Below are 17,470 nucleotides of genomic sequence, written 5' to 3' on the forward strand. Positions count from 1 at the left end.
GTCATGGGGACGATGAGCGGCCCGGGGATCTCGGAGAGCAGGGCGGCGGCGGTGTCGACCACCAGCCGCCGCCAGGAGGGCAGTTCGCTCACGTCGTCGACCTGCGCCAGGCGCTCCTTGGGGAGTGTGGCGCGCAGGCTGGCCCCGGCCAGCTCGGGTTCGAACAGCCGGCTGCCCGGCAGCAGGTCGGTCAGTTCCCGTGCGGCCGTGGTCTTGCCGGCACCGAAGGCGCCGTTCAGCCAGATGATCACGGATCCCCCTTCTTTTTCGCCCGTGGGTTCAGTTGCCCGCTCGTCCTGGTATCAAAAACGTGTCCGAACCGCTGTGGCAGACCGCTGCCGCGCCGACCAGCCCGGCGTCGGTGCCCAGTTGGGCCGGCACGACCTCGATGCCCCGGACGTACGGCAGGACGGCGTAGGTGTGCAGGGCTTCGCGCAGCGGCCCGAACAGGACGTCCCCGGCCTGGCTGACGCCGCCGCCGACGACGACCACGTCGAGTTCGACGAGGGTGGCGGTGGCGGCGATGCCGGCGGCCAGGGCGCGGGCGGAACGCTCGAAGGCGGCGCGGGCCACGGGGTGGCCGCTGCGGGCGTCCGCGGCGACGGCGGCGGCGGTGGGCGCGGTGCCGGGTGCGGGCTGCCAGCCGGAGGCGGTCGCCCAGGTGGCGATGTGGGTGCCGCTGGCGATGCGTTCCACGCAGCCGCGGCCTCCGCAGGGGCAGGGGTCGCCGTCGAGGTCGACGCTGATGTGGCCGATGTGGCCGGCGTTGCCGGTGGGTCCTGAGTGGAGCCGGCCGCCCAGGACGAGTCCGCCGCCGACGCCGGTGGAGACCACCATGCACAGGGCGTTGTCGTGGCCGCGGGCGGCGCCGCGCCAGTGTTCGCCCGCGGCGATGGCGCTGCCGTCGCCGACCAGGGTGACCGGCAGCGCGCCGGTGGTCTCGCGGATGGCGGCCACGAGGGGGAAGTCTCGCCAGGCGGGGATGTTGACGGGGCTGACGGTGCCGGTGCGGGCGTCGACGGGGCCGGCGCTGCCGACGCCGACGGCGCCGACCCGCGGCCAGCGTGCGTCGGCCGTGAGGGCGGTGAGGGTGTCGGTGACGGCGGCCAGGACCCGGTGGGCGGGTTCCCGGGCGGGGGTGGGGCGCTGGGCGCGGGCCAGCACGGTGCCGTCGCCGTCCACGAGGGCGGCGGCGACTTTGGTGCCGCCGATGTCCACGGCGGCGACAAGATCCAGGCTCATGGGGTGGAAGCCTGTCCGGAACGGGGCGGGTTGTCCAGTGCCGGTCAGTGCGGCGGGGTGGCGAGGGTGCGCAGCAGGCCGGGGTCGGCGCCGGTGGCGGCGGTGATCTCGGCGGCGTCGAGGGCGCCGCAGTGCAGGCCGCGCAGCAGGAAGCCGGCCAGGGCGCGGACGGTGGCGGGTTCGTCGAGGACGGTGGTGTCGCCGGGGCCGTCGCCGAGGTGGGCGGCGAGGCGGCGGGCGGCGTCGGGCAGCCCTTGGCGGTAGAAGGCGTACACGGCGGCGTAGCGGGTGGGCAGGTGGCCGGGGTGCATGTCCCAGCCCTGGTAGTAGGCGCGGGTGAGGGAGCGCTGGACGAGGGCGTGGTGGTGGCGCCAGGCGTGGTGGACCCGGGCGGTGTCGCCGGTGGGCAGAAGGTTGGTGGAGCCGTCGGACAGGCGGACGCCGGTGCCGGCGGCGGCGGCCTGCATGACGGCTTTGGCGTGGTCGGCGGCGGGGTGGTCCGGGGCCTGGTGGGCGGCGCTGACGGAGCAGGCGGCGCTGTAGTCGAAGGTGCCGTAGTGCAGGGCCTCGACGCGGGTGGGGGCGGCGGCGATGAGGCGGGCGACGGTGGCGCGGCCGTCGGCGCCGACGATGGCCTGGGTGGTCTCGATCTGGATCTCGAAGGTGAGGTGGCCGGGCGGGAGTCCGGTGGCGGTCTCGAAGGCGTCGCACAGCAGGGCCATGGCGGTGACCTGGTCGGGGTGGGAGACCTTGGGGAGGGTCAGGCGCAGCGGGGCGGGGAGCGGTCCGGCGGCCAGGAGGGCGGTGAGGAAGAGGTCGAGGGTGCGGATGGCGCGGTCGCGTACGGGGGCTTCCAGGCTTTTGAAGCGGATGCCGATGCCGGGTGGGGCGGTGCCCTGGCGGCGGGCGGTGGTGAGGTGGGCGGCGGCGCGCAGGACGGCGGCGTCCTCCTCGGCATCGGGGCGCCGGCCGTAGCCGTCCTCGAAGTCGATGCGGAGGTCCTCGACGGGTTCGCGGGCGAGTTTGGCGCGGACCCGGTGGTGGAGGTCGTCGGCGAGGTGGGGTGGGAGGCCGAGGACGGTGGCGAGGGTGGCCGGGTCGGGGGCGTGGGCGTCGAGGAGGTCGAGGGCGGCGGTGCCCCAGGCGGGTGCGGTGTCGGGGGTGAAGCGGTCGGCGGGGACGTAGACGGTGTGGACGGGTTGCCGGGTGGCGCTCTCGCCCGGGTAGTGGCGGGCGAGGTGGGCGTCGACGGGGGCGAGGGCGGCGGTGATCTCGTGCCGGGTGGCGGCGGGGATGCTGGTGCGGGCGTGGTGCTGGTCCATCGGCGGCTCCTCGCCCCGTTGTTCAACACATTGTTGAACGAAGCTAGCGGGCGTGCGGTGGGAAGACAACGGCGCCCGCCGTGCGGCGGGCGCCGTTGTCGTGGGTCTTCGGGGGCCCGGGGTCAGCCCTTGCGGGAGGTGATCTCCTCGGTGAGCTTGGGCAGGACCTCGAAGAGGTCGCCGACCACGCCGTAGTCGACCAGCTCGAAGATGGGGGCCTCGGGGTCCTTGTTGACGGCGACGATGGTCTTGGAGGTCTGCATGCCGGCCCGGTGCTGGATCGCGCCGGAGATGCCGGCGGCGATGTAGAGCTGTGGGGAGACGCTCTTGCCGGTCTGGCCGACCTGGTGGGAGTGCGGGTACCAGCCGGCGTCGACGGCGGCGCGGGAGGCGCCGACGGCCGCGCCGAGGGAGTCGGCGAGGGCTTCGATGACGGCGAAGTTGTCGGCGCCGCCGACGCCGCGTCCGCCGGAGACGACGATGGCGGCCTCGGTCAGCTCGGGGCGTCCGCTGGATTCGCGGGGGGTGCGGGAGGTGACCTTGGTGCCGGTGGCGGCCTCGCCGAAGGTGACCTCCAGCGGCTCGGTGGTGCCGGCGGCGGGGGCGGCTTCGGGGGTGGCGGAGTTGGGCTTGACGGTGATGACGGGCGTGCCCTGGGTGACCCGGGAGGTGGTGGTGTACGCGGCGGCGAACACCGACTGGGTGGCCAGCGGGCCCTGGTCGTCGGTGGTGAGGTCCACGGCGTCGGTGATGATGCCGGAGCCGAGCCGTACGGCGAGGCGGGCGGCGATCTCCTTGCCCTCGGGGGACGAGGGCAGCAGGACGGCGGCCGGGCGGACCGCGTCGTGGGCGGCCTGGAGGGCGTCGACCTTGGGGACGATCGCGTAGTCGGCGAACTCGGGGGCGTCGGCGGTCAGGATGCGGACTGCGCCGTGTTCGGCGAGGGTGGCGGCGGCCTCCTGGGCGCCGGTGCCGAGGAAGACGGCGACCGGGTCGCCGAGGCGGCGGGCGAGGGTGAGCAGTTCCAGGGTGGGCTTGCGGACGGCGCCGTCGAGGTGGTCGACATGGACGAGGACTTCAGCCATGGGTGTCTCTCCTGCGGAAGGTGCGTGCGGCGTGCTGGGGGCGGGCGGCGGTCAGATGAACTTCTGGCCGGCGAGGAAGCCCGCCAGGGCTGCGGCGCCCTCGCCCTCGTCGGTGACGACCTCCCCGGCGGTGCGGGCCGGGCGCTCGGTGGCGGAGGTGACCTCGGTGCGGGCGCCGGCGAGGCCGACCTCGGCGGCGTCGAGGTCGAGGTCTTCCAGGTCCAGGGCCTCGACCGGCTTCTTCTTGGCGGCCATGATGCCCTTGAAGGAGGGGTAGCGGGCCTCGCCGGACTGGTCGGTGACGGAGATGACGGCGGGCAGCCGGGCGCTGAGGTGCTCGGTGGCGGTGTCGCCGTCGCGGCGGCCGTTGACGGTGCCGTCGGTGACGGTCACCTCGGACAGCAGGGTTGCCTGGGGGACGGCGAGGCGTTCGGCGATCATGGCGGGCAGGACGCCCATGACGCCGTCGGTGGAGGCCATGCCGCAGACGACGAGGTCGTAGCCGATGTGCTCGATGGCCTTGGCGAGCACGAGGGAGGTGGCGAGGGCGTCGCTGCCGTGCAGGTCGTCGTCCTCGACGTGGACGGCCTTGTCGGCGCCCATGGACAGGGCCTTGCGCAGGGCGTCGGCGGCGTCCTCGGGCCCGACGGTGAGGACGGTGATCTCGGCTTCCTCGCCGGCCTCGCGGGTGCTCTCGGCGATCTGGAGGGCCTGTTCGACGGCGTACTCGTCGAGTTCGGACAGCAGGCCGTCGACGTCCTCGCGGTCGAGCGTCCAGTCCTCGGCGAAGTGCCGGTCCCCGGTGGCGTCGGGCACGTACTTCACACAGACAACGATCCTCAGGCTCACGCCGGCTCCTTAGCTCACCCGGTTGTTACTGGTCAGTAAACCCAGCCTATATGCCGCCCTCAAGCATGCCGCAATGTGACCTGCGCTACGCGTCGGTGGGGCCGGTCGTCCCGCCGGCGACGGCCGCGCCGAGCGCGGCGATGACATCGGCCTTGCGGGGCAGCCCGGCGGCACGGCGCACCACGGACCCGGCGGCGTCCAGCACCAGTACGGTGGGGGTGGCGGTGATCCGCAGGGCGCGGACGGTCTCCAGGTGGGACTCGGCGTCGATCTCGATGTGGGCCGTGCCGGGCACCATGGCGGCGACCTGGGCCAGGACCCGGCGGGTGGCCGCGCAGGGCCGGCAGAAGGCGCTGGAGAAGTGCACCAGGGTGGCCCGCTCCCCCAGCGGTCCGGTGATGCCGAGCACGGCAGGGGTGAGCGGCTCGCGGTGCTCGCTGCCGTCCATCGTCACGCTCCGTCCGCCCCGGTCGGTTGCCCGGGCTAGCCAATCACACCGGTGTCGGGGCACTATCTGCGGATGCCGGAAGTTACGGCAGCGTAGGTTGTGCGCGGTCACCGCGACCGCACGAATGAAGGGTCCCGCATGGCAGAGCTCGTCTATCCGCCGGTGATCGCCGCCGCCAGGACGATGTTCAAGGCGCTCGATCTGCGCCTGGACATCGCCGGCAGCGAGCATGTGCCGACTTCCGGAGGCGCTGTGCTGGTCAGCAACCACATCGGTTACCTGGACTTCGTCTTCGCGGGGTTCGCGGCCCGGCCGTCCAAGCGGCTGGTGCGGTTCATGGCCAAGGACTCGGTCTTCCGGCACAAGGTCTCCGGGCCGCTGATGCGGGGCATGAAGCACATCCCGGTGGACCGCAAGCAGGGGGAGCACGCGTTCCGGCACGCGCTGGAGTCGCTGCGGGCCGGTGAGATCGTGGGCGTGTTCCCGGAGGCGACGATATCGCCGTCGTTCACGCTGAAGAAGTTCAAGTCGGGCGCGGTGCGCATGGCGCAGGAGGCGCAGGTGCCGGTGCTGCCGGTGGCGCTGTGGGGTACGCAGCGGGTGTGGACCAAGGGCCGCAAGCGGGATCTGCGGCGGCGGCACTACCCGATCACCATCCGTATCGGGAAGCCGATGGCGGCCGATCCGGCCGAGTCGGCGGTGGCGCTGACCGAGCGGCTGCGGGACCGGATGCAGGAGCTGCTGGAGTCGGCGCAGGCCGCGTACCCGGAGGGGCCGCGCGGCCCCGAGGACACCTGGTGGCTGCCGGCCCACCTGGGCGGCACGGCGCCGGCCCCCAAGCACACCTAGGACGGTGCCTGCCCGCCCGGACCCGGTGGTCCGGGCGGGCAGGGGCAGGGTACGGCGGGGGCGCCGGTTCAGCGGGCGATCTCCTCGCGCAGGGCGGCCAGGAATCCGTCGACGTCCTCGACCGTGGTGTCGAAGGAGCACATCCAGCGCACGTCCCCGGCGTTCTCGTCCCAGAAGTAGAAGCGGTAGCGCTTGCGCAGCCGTTCGCTCACCTCGCGGGGCAGCCGGGCGAAGACGGCGTTGGCCTGCACCGGGTGCAGGATCCGTACGCCCTCCACCTCGCGGACGCCGGCGGCCAGCCGTGCGGCCATGCTGTTGGCGTGCCGGGCGCTGCGCAGCCACAGGTCGCCGGCGAGCAGCGCCTCGAACTGGACGGACAGGAAGCGCATCTTGGAGGCGAGTTGGAGGGACAGCTTGCGCAGGTGCCGCATGGCCCGGACCGATCCGGGGTTCAGGACGACGACGGCCTCCCCGAAGAGCAGGCCGTTCTTCGTGCCGCCGAAGGAGACGACGTCGATCCCGGCGTCGGTGGTCAGCGCGCTGAGGGGGACGTCGAGGGCGGCGGCGGCGTTGGCGAGCCGGGCGCCGTCGAGGTGGACCGTCATGCCGCGCTCGTGGGCGTGGTCGGCGATGGCGCGCAGTTCGTCGGGGGTGTAGAGGGTGCCGAGTTCGGTGCTCTGGGCGAGCGAGACGACCTGGGGCATGGCGCGGTGCTCGTCCTCCCAGCCGTACGCCTCGCGGTCGATCAGTTCGGGGGTGAGCTTGCCGTCGGGGGTGGGGACGGTGAGGAGCTTGATGCCGCCGACGCGTTCGGGGGCGCCGCCCTCGTCGACGTGGATGTGCGCGGTGTCGGCGGCGATGACGGCGCCCCAGCGGTCGGTGAGGGCCTGGAGGGCGACGACGTTGGCGCCGGTGCCGTTGAAGACGGGGTAGGTCTCGGCGCGTGCGCCGAAGTGGCGGCGCACGACGTCCTGGAGGTGCTGGGTGTAGGCGTCGTCGCCGTAGGCGCCCTGGTGGCCGCCGTTGGCCAGGGCGAGGGCGGCGAGGATCTCGGGGTGGGTCCCGGCGTAGTTGTCGCTGGCGAAGCCGCGCACGGCGGGGTCGTGGTGGCGGCGGGCGTCGGTTGTCACGGCTGGGGGGTGAGCCACTGGCGGGTTCCGTTCACTTCCTCGGTGGGCCGGCTCCACAGACCGGTGACGGCCTCGGCGAGGTCGGTGACATCGGTGAAGCCGGCGAATTTCGCTTCCGGGCGCTCGGCGCGCAGCGCGTCGTGCACCAGGGCCTTGACGATCAGGACGGTGGCGGCGGCCGGGGGCCGTCCTTCGGGGGTGCCTCGGCCCGCCTTGCGGAAGCCGTCGGCCAGGGCGAGGGTCCAGGCCTCGGCGGCGGCCTTGGCGGCGGCGTAGGCGGCGTTGCCCGCGGTGGGGCGGGTGGCGCCGGCGGCGGAGACGAGGACGTAGCGGCCGTTGCCGCTGCGGGCCAGCGGGCCCTCGAAGGCGAGGGAGGTGTGCTGGACGGTGCGGATCAGCAGGTCGTGCAGGAGGTTCCAGTCGGCGAGGTCGGTCTCGGCGAAGGAGGCGGAGCCGCGCCAGCCGCCGACGAGGTGCACGAGGCCGTCGACGCGGCCGTACTCCTTCTCGGTCCTGGCGGCCCACTGGCGGGCGGTGTCCAGGTGGAGGAGGTCGACGGTGTCGCCGGTGACGGTGGCTCCGCCGTGGGCGAAGCGGGCGGCGTCCACGGCCCGGGCGAGGCGTTCGGGGTCGGCGTCGGCGGCCACCACGGTGGCGCCCGCCGCGGCCAGGCGCAGCAGGGTGGCGGCGCCGGCGGGTCCGGCGGCGCCCGCGACGGCGACGACGGCGCCCTCCAGGGGTCCGGGGGTGCTGTTCGCTGCGGTGGTGTCGGTCATCGTCCCTCGCCTTCTCGCGGCTCTTCCATTCTGGCCCGTGTCCCGGTCAGGCCGCCCGCCGGGTGGGGGTGTCCGCGGTGATGCCACGGGTGGATTCGATCACCTTGCGGAGCTTCTTGGCCAGGGCCTCGTAGAAGAGGCTGAGCGGGAACTCGTCGGGCAGGACCTCGTCGACGAGCTTGCGCGGCGGGAGGCTGAGGTCGAGTGCCTCGGGGCCCTTGGCCCAGGTGGAGCCGGGATGCGGGGCGAGGTAGGCGGAGACGAGTTCGTAGGCCTTGAACCAGTGGACGATCTTGGGGCGGTCGATGCCGAGCCGGTAGAGGGTCTCGATCTCCTCGCGCAGGGCCACGGTGAGGCGGCGGGCGTGGTCCCAGTCGATGCTGAGCCGGTTGTCGGTCCAGTGCAGGGCGCCGTTCTGGTGGAGGTAGGCGAAGAGCAGCTGGCCGCCGAGGCCGTCGTAGTTGCGGTTGCGGGCGCCGGTGACCGGGAAGCGGAAGATCCGGTCGAGGAGGACGGCGTACTGGACGTCGCGGGCCTGGGGCAGGCCGTCGCGTTCCAGCTGGACGGCCTCGTGGAAGGCGGTGAGGTCGCAGCGCAGTTCCTCCAGGCCGTACATCCAGAAGGGCTGGCGCTGTTTGATCATGAACGGGTCGAACGGCAGGTCGCCGTGGCTGTGGGTGCGGTCGTGGATCATGTCCCACAGGACGAAGGTGTGCTCGGTGCGCCGCTGGTCGGTGAGCAGCCCGCGGGCGTCCTCGGGGAGGGCGAGGCTGGTGACCTCGCCGGCGGCGGCGACGACCTTGCGGAAGCGGGCCGCCTCGCGGTCGCAGAAGATGCCGCCCCAGGTGAACCGCTCGGGGGCTTCGCGCACCGCGATGGTCTCGGGGAAGAGCACGGCGGAGTTGGTGTCGTAGCCGGGGGTGAAGTCCTCGAAGGTGATGCCGAGGAACATCGGGTTGTCGTAGCGGGTGCGTTCGAGTTCGGCGAGCCAGTCGGGCCACACCACGCGGAAGACGACGGCTTCGAGGTTGCGGTCGGGGTTGCCGTTCTGGGTGTACATGGGGAAGAGCACGAGGTGCTGGAGGCCGTCGGCGCGGTGGGCGGCGGGTTCGAAGGCCAGCAGCGAGTCGAGGAAGTCGGGTACGCCGAATCCCTCGTCCGCCCAGCGGCGCAGATCCTTCTCCAGGGCGTGGTGGTAGGCGGCGTCGTGCGGCAGCAGCGGGGAGAGGGTGCGCAGTTCGGTGATGGCGCGTTCCACCTCGCGGGTGACGGCGGCGCGGGCGGGTGCGCCCTCGGCGTCGAAGTCGATGGAGCCGTCGCGGGACTGTGCGGGCCTGATGGCTTCGACGGCCTGCTTGAGCCGGGGCCAGGCGGGGTGGTCCACGACGCGGGCGGCCGGGGTGGACGGGTGGTCCTCGGCGGTAGTGGGGGCCAGGATTTCCGGCATGATCGCTCCTCCACAAAAGATCCTCGCGTACTGGAACCGTATCCAGGGAAGGTCTGCCGATCAAGCCGAGAACCAGGAAATCGTTCGGTGAATAGACGTTTAGCCGGAAGTTTTTCCTGTCCTTGGGGGGGTGACCGTGGCCTCGCGCGCTGTTCAGCGGAACGTCACCGACCCCCGCTACGGTGACCGCATGTCACTCATGATCGTCGGGCACCGCGGGCTGATGGGCGTGGAGCCGGAGAACACCCTGCGCTCCTTCGTCCGTGCCGAGCGGGAGGGCGTGGACGTCATCGAACTGGATCTGCATCTGAGCAAGGACGGCGCCCTGGTGGTGATGCACGACGCCGAGGTGGACCGCACCACCGACGGCCGCGGCCCCGTCGCCGACTTCACCGTGGACGCGCTGCGCGAACTGGACGCCGGGCTCGGGGAGCGGGTGCCGCTGTTCGAAGAGGTCACCGAGGCCGTCACCCTGCCGCTCCAGGCGGAGATCAAGGACCCGGCCGCCGCCGAGGCCCTGGCCGCGGTCCTCACCGCGCGCCGGCTGACCGGACGCGTGCGGGTGATCTCGTTCCACGACGAGGCGCTGCGCACCGTGCGCCGGCTGCTGCCCGCGCAGTCCATCGGGCTGGTCACGGGACGCTCCACGGACACGGCGGCACGGCGGGCCCGGGAGCTGGGGGCGGATCTGGTCTCGGCCGAGCTGCCCCATCTGACCGGGGAGGCGGTGCGGGAGTGCCGGGCCCAGGGACTGCAGGTGATCAGCTGGACCGTCAACACCGCCGAGGACCTGGCACGGGTGCGCGAACTGGGGCTGGACGGGGTGGTGACCGACCGGCCCGCGATCGTCGCCGGACTCAGCGGAGCGGCTTGACCAGCAGCTCGAACTCCAGGCCCGGGCGGCGCGGGATGCCGAAGCGCTCGTCGCCGTACGGGAACGGGGTGCGCTCCCCCGTCCTGGCGTAGCCGCGCCGCTCGTACCAGGCGATGAGGTCGGCCCGGGCGGAGATGACCCGCATCTCCATCCGGTCCGCCGCCCAGGTGGTACGGGCGGTGTGCTCGGCACGGTCCAGGACGGCCGCGCCGATCCCGCCGCCCTGGGCGGTGGGGCGGACAGCGAACATCCCGAAGTACACCGCGCCCGGGCCGGCGGCGGCCGGTCGGTGCTGGAGGTGGCAGCAGGCCAGCAGCGGCTCGGCCGCGTGGGGGCGGGTGGCGGTGAGGACCAGGCCCGCCGGGTCGCGGAGGGCGTCCAGGACGCCCTGCGGGTCGGTGCGCTGCCCGTCCAGCAGATCCGCCTCGGTGGTCCAGCCGGCCCGGCTGGCCTCGCCCCGGTAGGCGGACTCCACCAGGGCCACGAGGGCGGGCACATCGGCTTCGGTCGCGGCGGTGAAGACCAGTTCTGCTGCTGCTGTCACAGCCGACCATGGTACGCGCGCGCCCGTCGCGCTCCCCCCGCGCTTCCGTGCGCCGCCCGGGCCCGCGCGGGCCCGGGCGCGGGGCGGGGCAGAACGCGGGCGGGAAGCGGAACCGCGGACGCCGGGAGGGCGCGGTGCACGAGGGTCCTGTGGTGGTGGGGTGGCTGCTGGCGGCGCTGTGCGGCGGCACCGGCCTGTACTGCCTGCACCGGGCGCGGGCCGGATCCGGGCGGGGCGCACGCCGGCCGGCCGGGCTGGAGGGCGCCATGGGCATCGGGATGGCGGTGATGGCCCTGCCGGGAGCCGGGGCGGCGGCGCCGGGTGAGGTGTACGTGCTCGCCTTCGGGGCGCTCGCGGTGTGGGCGGTCGTGCTGCGGGCCCGGCCGGTGCACCGCGCGCACCACGCCGTGGAGGCGCTCGCCATGGTGTACATGGGGGTGGCAATGCTGGGCCACGCCGGGACGGCCGGGCACGGGGGCGGGCACGGCGGGGGCAGTGGGGTGCCGGTCCTGACCGGGGTGCTCATCGGGTACTTCGCGCTGTCCGTGCTGGTCTCGGGGGCCCGGATCGCGGTGGCGGGACCGGCCTCCCCGGCGGTGGCGACGGCGGGGGCCGGGATGTCCGGTGGCGGCGATGTCGGCCGCGGGCCCGGGGGGAGGGAGCCGGCGCCCGGGGTGGCCGTCGCCTGCCGGACGGCGTTGTCGCTGGGGATGCTGGTGATGCTGGTGTCCATGTGACGCCGATGTGGGGCAGATCACCCCGGTGGCGTGCCGCAGCCCGGCGGCCTCTAGGCTGACGGCCATGCTGATCGCGCTCGCGTTGCTGATGCTGGGTGGGCTTGCCGCGGCGATGGCGCCGCGCGTCCTGGCGAGGGCTTCCTGGCCGGACCGGGAACCGGTGCTGGCCCTGTGGGTGTGGCAGTGCGTGGTGGCGTCCGTCCTGCTGTGCTGCGTGCTGGCGATGGCGCTCAGCGGCGCCGCGGCCTGGGACGGAGTGCGCGGGCACCTGTTCGCCCCGGCTCCGGCGGCGGTCCTCGACGCGTACGCCCTCGGCCCGGACGACAGCCGGTGGTGGGCGGCCGCACTCGCCGCGCTGCTGGCGGCGGGCGGGATGTGGACGGCGGTGATGTTCGCCCTCCAGGTGCGGACCACCCGTGCGACGCGGCGGGCGCGCCGGGCGCGGCTGCGGGAGCGGGCGCCGTACCTGCCGGATGAGGCGGGGGCGGACGGTGGCGCGGGCGGCGGGGGCCGGCTGATCGTACTGGAGAGCGAGCGGCCCGACGCCTGGCTGCTGACGGACGGCACCGAGCGGCGGCTGGTGATCACCACGGCCGCGCTGCGGCGGCTGCGGGGCAGGCAACTGGACGCGGTACTGGCGCACGAGGACGGCCACGCGCGGGCCCGGCACCACTGGCTGGTGCACTGTGCGGGGGCGCTGGCGGAGGGCTTCCCGCGGGTGCCGGTCTTCGCGGCGTTCCGGGACCAGGTGCACCGGCTGGTGGAGCTGGCCGCCGACGACGCGGCGTCGCGGCGCTTCGGCCGGCTGACCACGGCGCTGGCGCTGGTCGGGCTGAACGAGGACCGCGGGGTCTTCGCCACCCCGGGCCATCGCGACCAGCTGCCGCAGCGGGTGCACCGGCTGCTGAGTCCGGGCGGCCGGCTCACCCCGTCCCGCCGCCTGCGGATGACCGCGATCGCGGCCCTGGTACCGGCGATCCCGCTGCTGCTGGCGTTCGCGCCGGGCCTGAGCGCGCTGGGCGGCGGCTGAGCGGGGCCGCGCCGGGCGCGCCGTGATCCACCGGGCGAACCGGGCGGGCCGCCCCGGCGGCGGTACGGCGCGCGGATCGGCTGAGCGGGTCCGGTGGCCGGTGCGTGCCGCGGGGATGGCAGTGTCCTGCCGCGGTGGATCCGCTCCCCTCCCCTCCCCCGTCGCCGACACGCCCCGTGCGGGCGCCTGCTGTCGGGCCTGCCCGCGGCGCGGAGAGGGCAGGATCGGTGCATGGCGATCATGGGTGTGCTGTGTGACTTCTCCGGAACCCTGATGCGCGTCGAGCCGGCCGAGCGGTGGCTGAGGACCGTGCTCGACCGGCGCGGGATGCGGCTGCCGGACGAGGAGGTGGTCCGGCTGGCCGGGGCGCTCGAAGAGGCGGGGGCGCTGCCCGGGGGCGGTGCGCCGCGTGAGCTGCCGGCCGAACTGGCCGGGCTGTGGCGGGAGCGGGACCGGGATCCCTCGGGGCACCGGGAGCTGTATCTGCGGCTGGCGCGGCGGGTTCCGCTGCCGGCACCGGAGCTGTACGAGGCGTTGTACGAGCGGCACCTGGAGCCGGACGCGTGGCAGCCGTACCCGGACACCCGGACGGTGCTGGCCGGGCTGCGGGAGCGCGGGATCCGGGTGGCGGTGGTGAGCAACATCGGCTGGGACCTGCGGCCGGTGTTCCGGGAGCACGGTCTGGACCGGTACGTGAACGCGTACGCGCTGTCCTTCGAGCACCACGTGGTGAAACCGGAGCCGCGGCTCTTCCGGATCGCCTGTGCCGAGCTGGGGCTGGTGCCGCAGCACACCTTGATGGTGGGGGACGACGCGCGGGCCGACGGGGGTGCGGCGGCGGTGGGGTGCGCGGTGCATCTGGTGCGGCATCTGCCGGTGGACGAGCGGCCCGACGGGCTGCTGCCGGTGCTGGATCTGGTGGGCTGATGCCGGTGGCGGTATCGGGCGGTCCCCCGCGCCGCCCGATACGCCGTCCGGTCCCGGACAGGGGTCCGCCCCCGGGGCGGCTGTCCGGTGTCCTCGCTGAGTATATTGGCTGTTAGCCAGTCAACGGGAGTCCAGGATGTCCCCTCGTCGCGCGTCAGTCAATGAAGAGTTGCGAAGGCGTTCGCGCGAGCGGCTGCTCCAGGCGGCGGCGGAGCTGTTCGGGGAGCACGGTTACGAGGCCACGACCTTGGGCGATATCGCCGAGCGGGCCGGTGCGGCGCGGGGTCTGGTGTCGTACTACTTTCCGGGAAAACGGCAGCTGTTGCAGACGGCCGTGCACCGGCAGATGCATCTGACGCTGGCCGCCGCGCTGGAGCGCGATCCGGCGCCCGCGCGGGACGCGGCGGGCGGCCGGGAGCTGCTGGCGCGGGCGATCGACGCGATTCTGGGCCTGGCGGCCGAGCGGCCGGTGCTGATGCGGGCGCACATGGCGCTGCTGCTCCAGCAGGAGGGGTTCGTCCAGTGCGAGGAGCAGCAGCGGCTCGCCGCGCTGCTGCGGGAGACGATGGTGCGGTACGGGTCGGCGGATCCGGAGTCGGACTACCGGATGCTGCGGGCGCTGCTGATGGGGGCGGTGGTGGCGGTGCTGCTGCCGGGGGCGCCGATGCCCGGGCGGCGGCTGCGGGCCGAGCTGTTCGACCGGTACGGGCTGGAGTGGGAGCTGGGGTGCCCGCCGGGCGGGGGTCCGCCCGGCGGGGTGGTCGTGTCAGCGCGTGAGGGTGCTCACCAGTAGCTGGGCTGGGTCTGGGCGTTCAGCTCGGTGAGTTTGACGCCGCGTGCGCCGTTGGTCCGCGGGTCGTCGATGCGCAGGACGTCCAGGCCCTGCTGGTCGTTGGAGTAGATGTAGCCGTTGTAGTAGTAGGCGGACCAGGAGCCGCCGAAGGTCAGGGCGTCGTTGCTGACCGGCCCGCGGTCGAAGTAGCCGATCTCCTCGGGGCGGCCGGAGTCGGTGAACTCCCAGATGGAGACGCCGCCCTGGTACCAGGACTGGACCATGATGTCGCGTCCGCGCACCGGGATGAGGGAGCCGTTGTGGGCGACGCAGTTCTCGGTGTCGGCCTGGTGGCGGGGGATCTTGAAGTAGCTCTGGAACTCCAGCCGCCGCCGGTCGCCCTTGCCGGTGATGTGGTAGATGCCGTTGGCGCCGTACTTGTCGCCGATGCGGGCGTTGCAGGTGGCGCCGCCTCCGCCGCCGAGTTCGTCGGTGAAGACGACCTTCTTGCCGTCCTGGCTGAAGGTGGCGGAGTGCCAGAAGGCGAAGTGCTCGGCGTCCTGGACGCGGTCGATGACGCGCGGCTCGGCCGGCTTGGAGATGTCCATGAGGATGCCGTCGCCCATGCAGGCGCCGGCGGCGATCTTCAGCCGGGGGTAGGCGGTGATGTCGTGGCAGCCGGAGGTGGCCGAGCCGCGGTCGCTGCCGGGGAACCCGCCGTCGGGGAAGAGCACTTCGAAGCTGGAGACCTCGGCGCGCTCGGGGGCGTGGCGCGGCACCTTCACGATGGAGATGCCGTTGTGGGGCGGCTGGCAGTCGGGGAAGGAGGCGTCGGGGTAGTACGAGGAGACGTAGACGTAGACGTTCTTGCCGTCCGGCACCAGGGTGTTGGTGTGGGAGCCGCAGTAGGTCTCGACGGCGGAGACGTACTTGGGGTTGCGCTTGTCGCTGATGTCGAAGATGCGGATCCCTTCCCAGGAATCCTTGATGGTGGCCGACTGGGCGACGCTGTTGCAGGAGTCGTCGCTGCGGGAGGAGTCGACGGACAGGAAGAGCAGGTCGCCGCTGACGGAGATGTCGCCCTGGCCGCCGGGGCACAGCACCTCGGCGACGATCTTCGGTTTGCTGGGGCGGGAGATGTCGTGGATGACGAAGCCGTTGTAGTTGCCGGCGAAGACGTAGTTGTCCTGGAAGGCCAGGTCGGAGTTGGTGGCCTGGAGGGCGTTCTTGGGGACGTTGGCGACGTGGGTGACGTTGCGGCTGGTGATGATCTCCCCCACGCCGGGTACGGCGTCGGTGGTGCCCGCCGCGTCGGGGCCCTGGAGTCGGTCGGTGGTGATGTCCTGGGGTGCGACGGGGGTGTCGCCGTCGTCGGGGGTGGCCAGGGCCGTTCCGCTGAGCGCGTAGGTGGCGAGCAGGCCGGCGAGGGCCGCCAGGGTCACGCCGACGCGCCCGCGTCGCACGCGGGGTCTGTGCAACGATGTCACTGGAATCCTCCCTGGATCCGTCCGGTGTTACGTGGGGTTGACCGGTTCACGGATGCCATCAGTATCCCGACGTGCATGTACAGATCAATATGGGAAACAGATCCTTCATATTTCCGTATTGACTGACGGTGCACGCGCGCACCAGGAGGACTCTGTGTCAACTCATCGTTTCCGCCGCCCTGTCACGGGCGCCGGGCTCGCCGCGTCCCTGGCCGCCGTGCTGTCGCTGGCGGTCCTCACCGGCTGCACCGGCGGCCAGGCGGCGGCCGAGGACACCGGCTCGGACGCCGAGGCCTCGGTGATCGTGCCGGGCCGGCCCGGCGAGGAGGCCCGGACCGTCTCCCCCCGGGAGGCGCGCGAGGCGGCCGAGGAGGGCACGGAGCCCAACGCCGCCGATCACGCCTTCATGACCATGATGATCGAGCACCACGAGCAGGCCGTGGAGATGACCGACCTCGCCGACGCGCACGCCGAGGACAGCGCGGTGCGCGGTATCGCCCGCCGGATAGCCGCCACCCAGGAACCGGAGATCGAGGCGATGCGGGCCTGGCTGCTGCGCAACGCCCAAGGTGCGGGGTCGGCCGGGGACGGGCACGGACACCACGAGGGCGACGGCGAGGCCATGCCGGGGATGGCGAGCGAGGCGGAACTGGCGGAACTGCGCGCGGCGCGGGGCGCCGCGTTCGACGCGCTCTTCCTGGAGCTGATGATCGCTCATCACGAGGGTGCCGTCACCATGGCGGCCGATGTCTCCGCGCAGGGCAACGATGTGACGGCGCTGGAGATGGCGGCCGAGATCGGCGCCTCGCAGCGGGTGGAGATCGCCCGGATGGAGGCGATGCGCTGAGCCGCCGGCCGCGGCGGGCCGGACCGGGCCCCGCGCCCGGCCGGCTTCAGCGCCGGCGCTCGCGGGCCGCCGCGGCCAGCACGGCCTCCAGGAGGCCGGGGAAGAGCACCTCCAGATCGTCCCGGCGCAGCGCGTTCATCTTCGCGGTGCCCCGGTAGACCTGCTGGATCAGCCCGGCCTCGCGCAGCACCCGGAAGTGGTGGGTGCTGGTCGACTTGCTCACCGGCAGATCGAGGTCGGAGCAGGACAGCTCGGCGCCGGGGCCCGCGGCGGCGAGCTTGTGCAGGACGGACAGCCGCAGCGGGTCGGCGAGCGCCTGGAGCACCTGGTCGAGACGGATCCGCTCGCGGACGGGGTGTTCCAGGGCGCGGCCGGCGACGGTGACGGGCGCGGGGCTCGGCTGGCTCATGCCCCCATCATACGAGTCCCGTCGAACTTTGATGAGCTTCGTACTACGATGGCTCTCGTACCAACGCCCGGATCCCGATCCGTCCCGCGAGGAGCCCGCCCGTGAGCGCCCTGTTCGAGCCGTACACCCTGCGGTCGCTGACCCTGCCCAACCGTGTCTGGATGGCCCCCATGTGCCAGTACTCGGCGCCGCTCACCGGACCGGACACCGGTGCGGTGACCGACTGGCACCTGGTCCACTACGGCGCCCGGGCGGCCGGCGGCGCCGGACTCGTCCTGCTGGAGGCCACCGCCGTCAGCCCCGAGGGCCGGATCAGCCCGGCCGACCTCGGGCTGTGGAACGAGCGCCAGCAGGAGGCGCTGCGCCCGCTCACCGCCTTCCTGAAGGAGCGGGGCGCCGTCCCCGGGATTCAGCTGGCGCACGCCGGGCGCAAGGCCGGAACCGACCGCCCCTGGAACGGCGGCCGGCCGCTGGCGGCCGAGGAGGGCGGCTGGCAGCCGGTCGCGCCCTCGCCGCTGGCCTTCGACGAGCACCACCCGGTGCCGGCCGAACTCACCGTGGAGCAGATCCGGGAGGTCACCGGCCAGTTCGCCGACGCGGCACGGCGGGCCCTGGACGCGGGCTTCGAGGTGGCCGAGGTGCACGGCGCGCACGGCTATCTGATCGGCGAGTTCCTGTCCCCGTTCAGCAACCAC

General features: G+C 73.4%; 18 protein-coding genes and 2 pseudogenes. 8 read left to right on the forward strand and 12 right to left on the reverse strand.

Annotation, left to right across the window (positions count from 1 at the left end; all coding sequences use genetic code 11):
- The 6 genes and pseudogenes from ACFV5N_RS13060 to ACFV5N_RS13085 all read right to left on the reverse strand — a co-directional run.
- A pseudogene (locus ACFV5N_RS13060) lies at nt 1-251 on the reverse strand (ATP/GTP-binding protein); the annotation flags it as partial.
- 28 nt (nt 252-279) lie between these two features.
- Nucleotides 280-1,242, reverse strand: coding sequence for an ROK family protein (locus ACFV5N_RS13065; RefSeq protein ID WP_385598061.1), 963 nt, complete (start codon nt 1,240-1,242; stop codon nt 280-282).
- A 44-nt stretch (nt 1,243-1,286) separates the two neighbouring features.
- Nucleotides 1,287-2,564: a DUF6986 family protein gene (locus ACFV5N_RS13070; RefSeq protein WP_385598063.1), complete on the reverse strand. Its 1,278-nt coding sequence runs from the start codon at nt 2,562-2,564 to the stop codon at nt 1,287-1,289.
- 122 nt (nt 2,565-2,686) lie between these two features.
- On the reverse strand, nt 2,687-3,649 hold the full coding sequence (locus tag ACFV5N_RS13075) for an electron transfer flavoprotein subunit alpha/FixB family protein (RefSeq protein WP_385598066.1): 963 nt from the start codon (nt 3,647-3,649) through the stop codon (nt 2,687-2,689).
- A gap of 51 nt (nt 3,650-3,700) precedes the next feature.
- A complete protein-coding gene (locus tag ACFV5N_RS13080) occupies nt 3,701-4,498 on the reverse strand; it encodes an electron transfer flavoprotein subunit beta/FixA family protein (RefSeq protein WP_385598069.1) in 798 nt (265 codons plus the stop codon).
- Between the two features lie 85 nt (nt 4,499-4,583).
- Nucleotides 4,584-4,946: a thioredoxin family protein gene (locus tag ACFV5N_RS13085; protein ID WP_385598072.1), complete on the reverse strand. Its 363-nt coding sequence runs from the start codon at nt 4,944-4,946 to the stop codon at nt 4,584-4,586.
- Nucleotides 4,947-5,084: 138 nt separating this feature from the next.
- On the opposite strand from ACFV5N_RS13085, the gene ACFV5N_RS13090 reads away from it, so the two are divergent.
- On the forward strand, nt 5,085-5,795 hold the full coding sequence (locus tag ACFV5N_RS13090; protein ID WP_385598074.1) for a lysophospholipid acyltransferase family protein: 711 nt from the start codon (nt 5,085-5,087) through the stop codon (nt 5,793-5,795).
- A gap of 68 nt (nt 5,796-5,863) precedes the next feature.
- On the opposite strand, the gene ACFV5N_RS13095 is transcribed toward ACFV5N_RS13090, so the two are convergent.
- From ACFV5N_RS13095 to ACFV5N_RS13105, 3 genes are read right to left on the reverse strand one after another with little or no spacing between them, the layout of a single operon-like run.
- Nucleotides 5,864-6,943, reverse strand: a complete 1,080-nt coding sequence (locus ACFV5N_RS13095; protein ID WP_385598076.1) for a threonine aldolase family protein — start codon at nt 6,941-6,943, stop codon at nt 5,864-5,866.
- Nucleotides 6,922-7,701 carry an SDR family NAD(P)-dependent oxidoreductase gene (locus ACFV5N_RS13100; protein ID WP_385598079.1) on the reverse strand — a complete coding sequence of 260 codons (780 nt, stop codon included), beginning with the start codon at nt 7,699-7,701 and terminating at the stop codon, nt 6,922-6,924. Before ACFV5N_RS13100 ends, ACFV5N_RS13095 begins: the two co-directional genes overlap by 22 nt.
- 46 nt (nt 7,702-7,747) lie before the next feature.
- Nucleotides 7,748-9,148 carry a DUF6421 family protein gene (locus ACFV5N_RS13105; protein ID WP_385598081.1) on the reverse strand — a complete coding sequence of 467 codons (1,401 nt, stop codon included), beginning with the start codon at nt 9,146-9,148 and terminating at the stop codon, nt 7,748-7,750.
- Nucleotides 9,149-9,338: 190 nt separating this feature from the next.
- Between ACFV5N_RS13105 and ACFV5N_RS13110 the strand changes: the two genes are divergently transcribed.
- The gene (locus ACFV5N_RS13110; protein WP_385598084.1) at nt 9,339-10,022 is read left to right on the forward strand and encodes a glycerophosphodiester phosphodiesterase; all 684 of its coding nucleotides are present in this window, start codon (nt 9,339-9,341) and stop codon (nt 10,020-10,022) included.
- On the opposite strand, the gene ACFV5N_RS13115 is transcribed toward ACFV5N_RS13110, so the two are convergent.
- Nucleotides 10,006-10,566, reverse strand: a complete 561-nt coding sequence (locus ACFV5N_RS13115; RefSeq protein ID WP_385598087.1) for a GNAT family N-acetyltransferase — start codon at nt 10,564-10,566, stop codon at nt 10,006-10,008. The genes ACFV5N_RS13110 and ACFV5N_RS13115 overlap by 17 nt on opposite strands.
- 134 nt (nt 10,567-10,700) lie before the next feature.
- On the opposite strand from ACFV5N_RS13115, the gene ACFV5N_RS13120 reads away from it, so the two are divergent.
- The 4 genes from ACFV5N_RS13120 to ACFV5N_RS13135 all read left to right on the forward strand — a co-directional run bounded on the left by ACFV5N_RS13120 (nt 10,701) and on the right by ACFV5N_RS13135 (nt 14,053).
- Nucleotides 10,701-11,303 (forward strand): DUF5134 domain-containing protein, encoded by a 603-nt coding sequence (locus tag ACFV5N_RS13120; RefSeq protein WP_385598089.1) that lies wholly within the window; start codon nt 10,701-10,703, stop codon nt 11,301-11,303.
- 64 nt (nt 11,304-11,367) lie between these two features.
- The gene (locus ACFV5N_RS13125) at nt 11,368-12,333 is read left to right on the forward strand and encodes a M56 family metallopeptidase (protein ID WP_385598092.1); all 966 of its coding nucleotides are present in this window, start codon (nt 11,368-11,370) and stop codon (nt 12,331-12,333) included.
- 231 nt (nt 12,334-12,564) lie between these two features.
- Complete coding sequence (locus ACFV5N_RS13130; RefSeq protein ID WP_385598095.1) at nt 12,565-13,260, forward strand: HAD family hydrolase; 696 nt, start codon at nt 12,565-12,567, stop codon at nt 13,258-13,260.
- A gap of 136 nt (nt 13,261-13,396) precedes the next feature.
- Nucleotides 13,397-14,053 (forward strand): TetR/AcrR family transcriptional regulator, encoded by a 657-nt coding sequence (locus tag ACFV5N_RS13135; RefSeq protein ID WP_385598098.1) that lies wholly within the window; start codon nt 13,397-13,399, stop codon nt 14,051-14,053.
- On the opposite strand, the gene ACFV5N_RS13140 is transcribed toward ACFV5N_RS13135, so the two are convergent.
- Entirely contained in the window at nt 14,044-15,495 is a 1,452-nt protein-coding gene (locus ACFV5N_RS13140; RefSeq protein WP_385598101.1) for an LVIVD repeat-containing protein, read from the reverse strand. The two genes, ACFV5N_RS13135 and ACFV5N_RS13140, sit on opposite strands and share 10 nt — an antisense overlap.
- A 178-nt stretch (nt 15,496-15,673) precedes the next feature.
- On the opposite strand from ACFV5N_RS13140, the gene ACFV5N_RS13145 reads away from it, so the two are divergent.
- Entirely contained in the window at nt 15,674-16,366 is a 693-nt protein-coding gene (locus ACFV5N_RS13145; RefSeq protein WP_385598104.1) for a DUF305 domain-containing protein, read from the forward strand.
- A 46-nt stretch (nt 16,367-16,412) separates the two neighbouring features.
- On the opposite strand, the gene ACFV5N_RS13150 is transcribed toward ACFV5N_RS13145, so the two are convergent.
- Nucleotides 16,413-16,775, reverse strand: coding sequence for an ArsR/SmtB family transcription factor (locus tag ACFV5N_RS13150; protein WP_385598107.1), 363 nt, complete (start codon nt 16,773-16,775; stop codon nt 16,413-16,415).
- Between the two features lie 101 nt (nt 16,776-16,876).
- Between ACFV5N_RS13150 and ACFV5N_RS13155 the strand changes: the two are divergent.
- A pseudogene (locus ACFV5N_RS13155) lies at nt 16,877-17,470 on the forward strand (NADH:flavin oxidoreductase/NADH oxidase); the annotation flags it as partial.

The organism is Streptomyces sp. NPDC059853, assembly GCF_042731495.1.
Lineage (GTDB): Bacteria > Actinomycetota > Actinomycetes > Streptomycetales > Streptomycetaceae > Streptomyces.

Bases quoted from the DNA above. Each gene is read 5' to 3' on its own strand.
- ACFV5N_RS13065 (WP_385598061.1), bottom strand. From the start codon at position 1,242: ATGAGCCTGGATCTTGTCGCCGCCGTGGACATCGGCGGCACCAAAGTC.
- ACFV5N_RS13070 (WP_385598063.1), bottom strand. From the start codon at position 2,564: ATGGACCAGCACCACGCCCGCACCAGCATCCCCGCCGCCACCCGGCAC.
- ACFV5N_RS13075 (WP_385598066.1), bottom strand. From the start codon at position 3,649: ATGGCTGAAGTCCTCGTCCATGTCGACCACCTCGACGGCGCCGTCCGC.
- ACFV5N_RS13085 (WP_385598072.1), bottom strand. From the start codon at position 4,946: ATGGACGGCAGCGAGCACCGCGAGCCGCTCACCCCTGCCGTGCTCGGC.
- ACFV5N_RS13090 (WP_385598074.1), top strand. From the start codon at position 5,085: ATGGCAGAGCTCGTCTATCCGCCGGTGATCGCCGCCGCCAGGACGATG.
- ACFV5N_RS13100 (WP_385598079.1), bottom strand. From the start codon at position 7,701: ATGACCGACACCACCGCAGCGAACAGCACCCCCGGACCCCTGGAGGGC.
- ACFV5N_RS13105 (WP_385598081.1), bottom strand. From the start codon at position 9,148: ATGCCGGAAATCCTGGCCCCCACTACCGCCGAGGACCACCCGTCCACC.
- ACFV5N_RS13110 (WP_385598084.1), top strand. From the start codon at position 9,339: ATGTCACTCATGATCGTCGGGCACCGCGGGCTGATGGGCGTGGAGCCG.
- ACFV5N_RS13125 (WP_385598092.1), top strand. From the start codon at position 11,368: ATGCTGATCGCGCTCGCGTTGCTGATGCTGGGTGGGCTTGCCGCGGCG.
- ACFV5N_RS13130 (WP_385598095.1), top strand. From the start codon at position 12,565: ATGGCGATCATGGGTGTGCTGTGTGACTTCTCCGGAACCCTGATGCGC.
- ACFV5N_RS13135 (WP_385598098.1), top strand. From the start codon at position 13,397: ATGTCCCCTCGTCGCGCGTCAGTCAATGAAGAGTTGCGAAGGCGTTCG.
- ACFV5N_RS13150 (WP_385598107.1), bottom strand. From the start codon at position 16,775: ATGAGCCAGCCGAGCCCCGCGCCCGTCACCGTCGCCGGCCGCGCCCTG.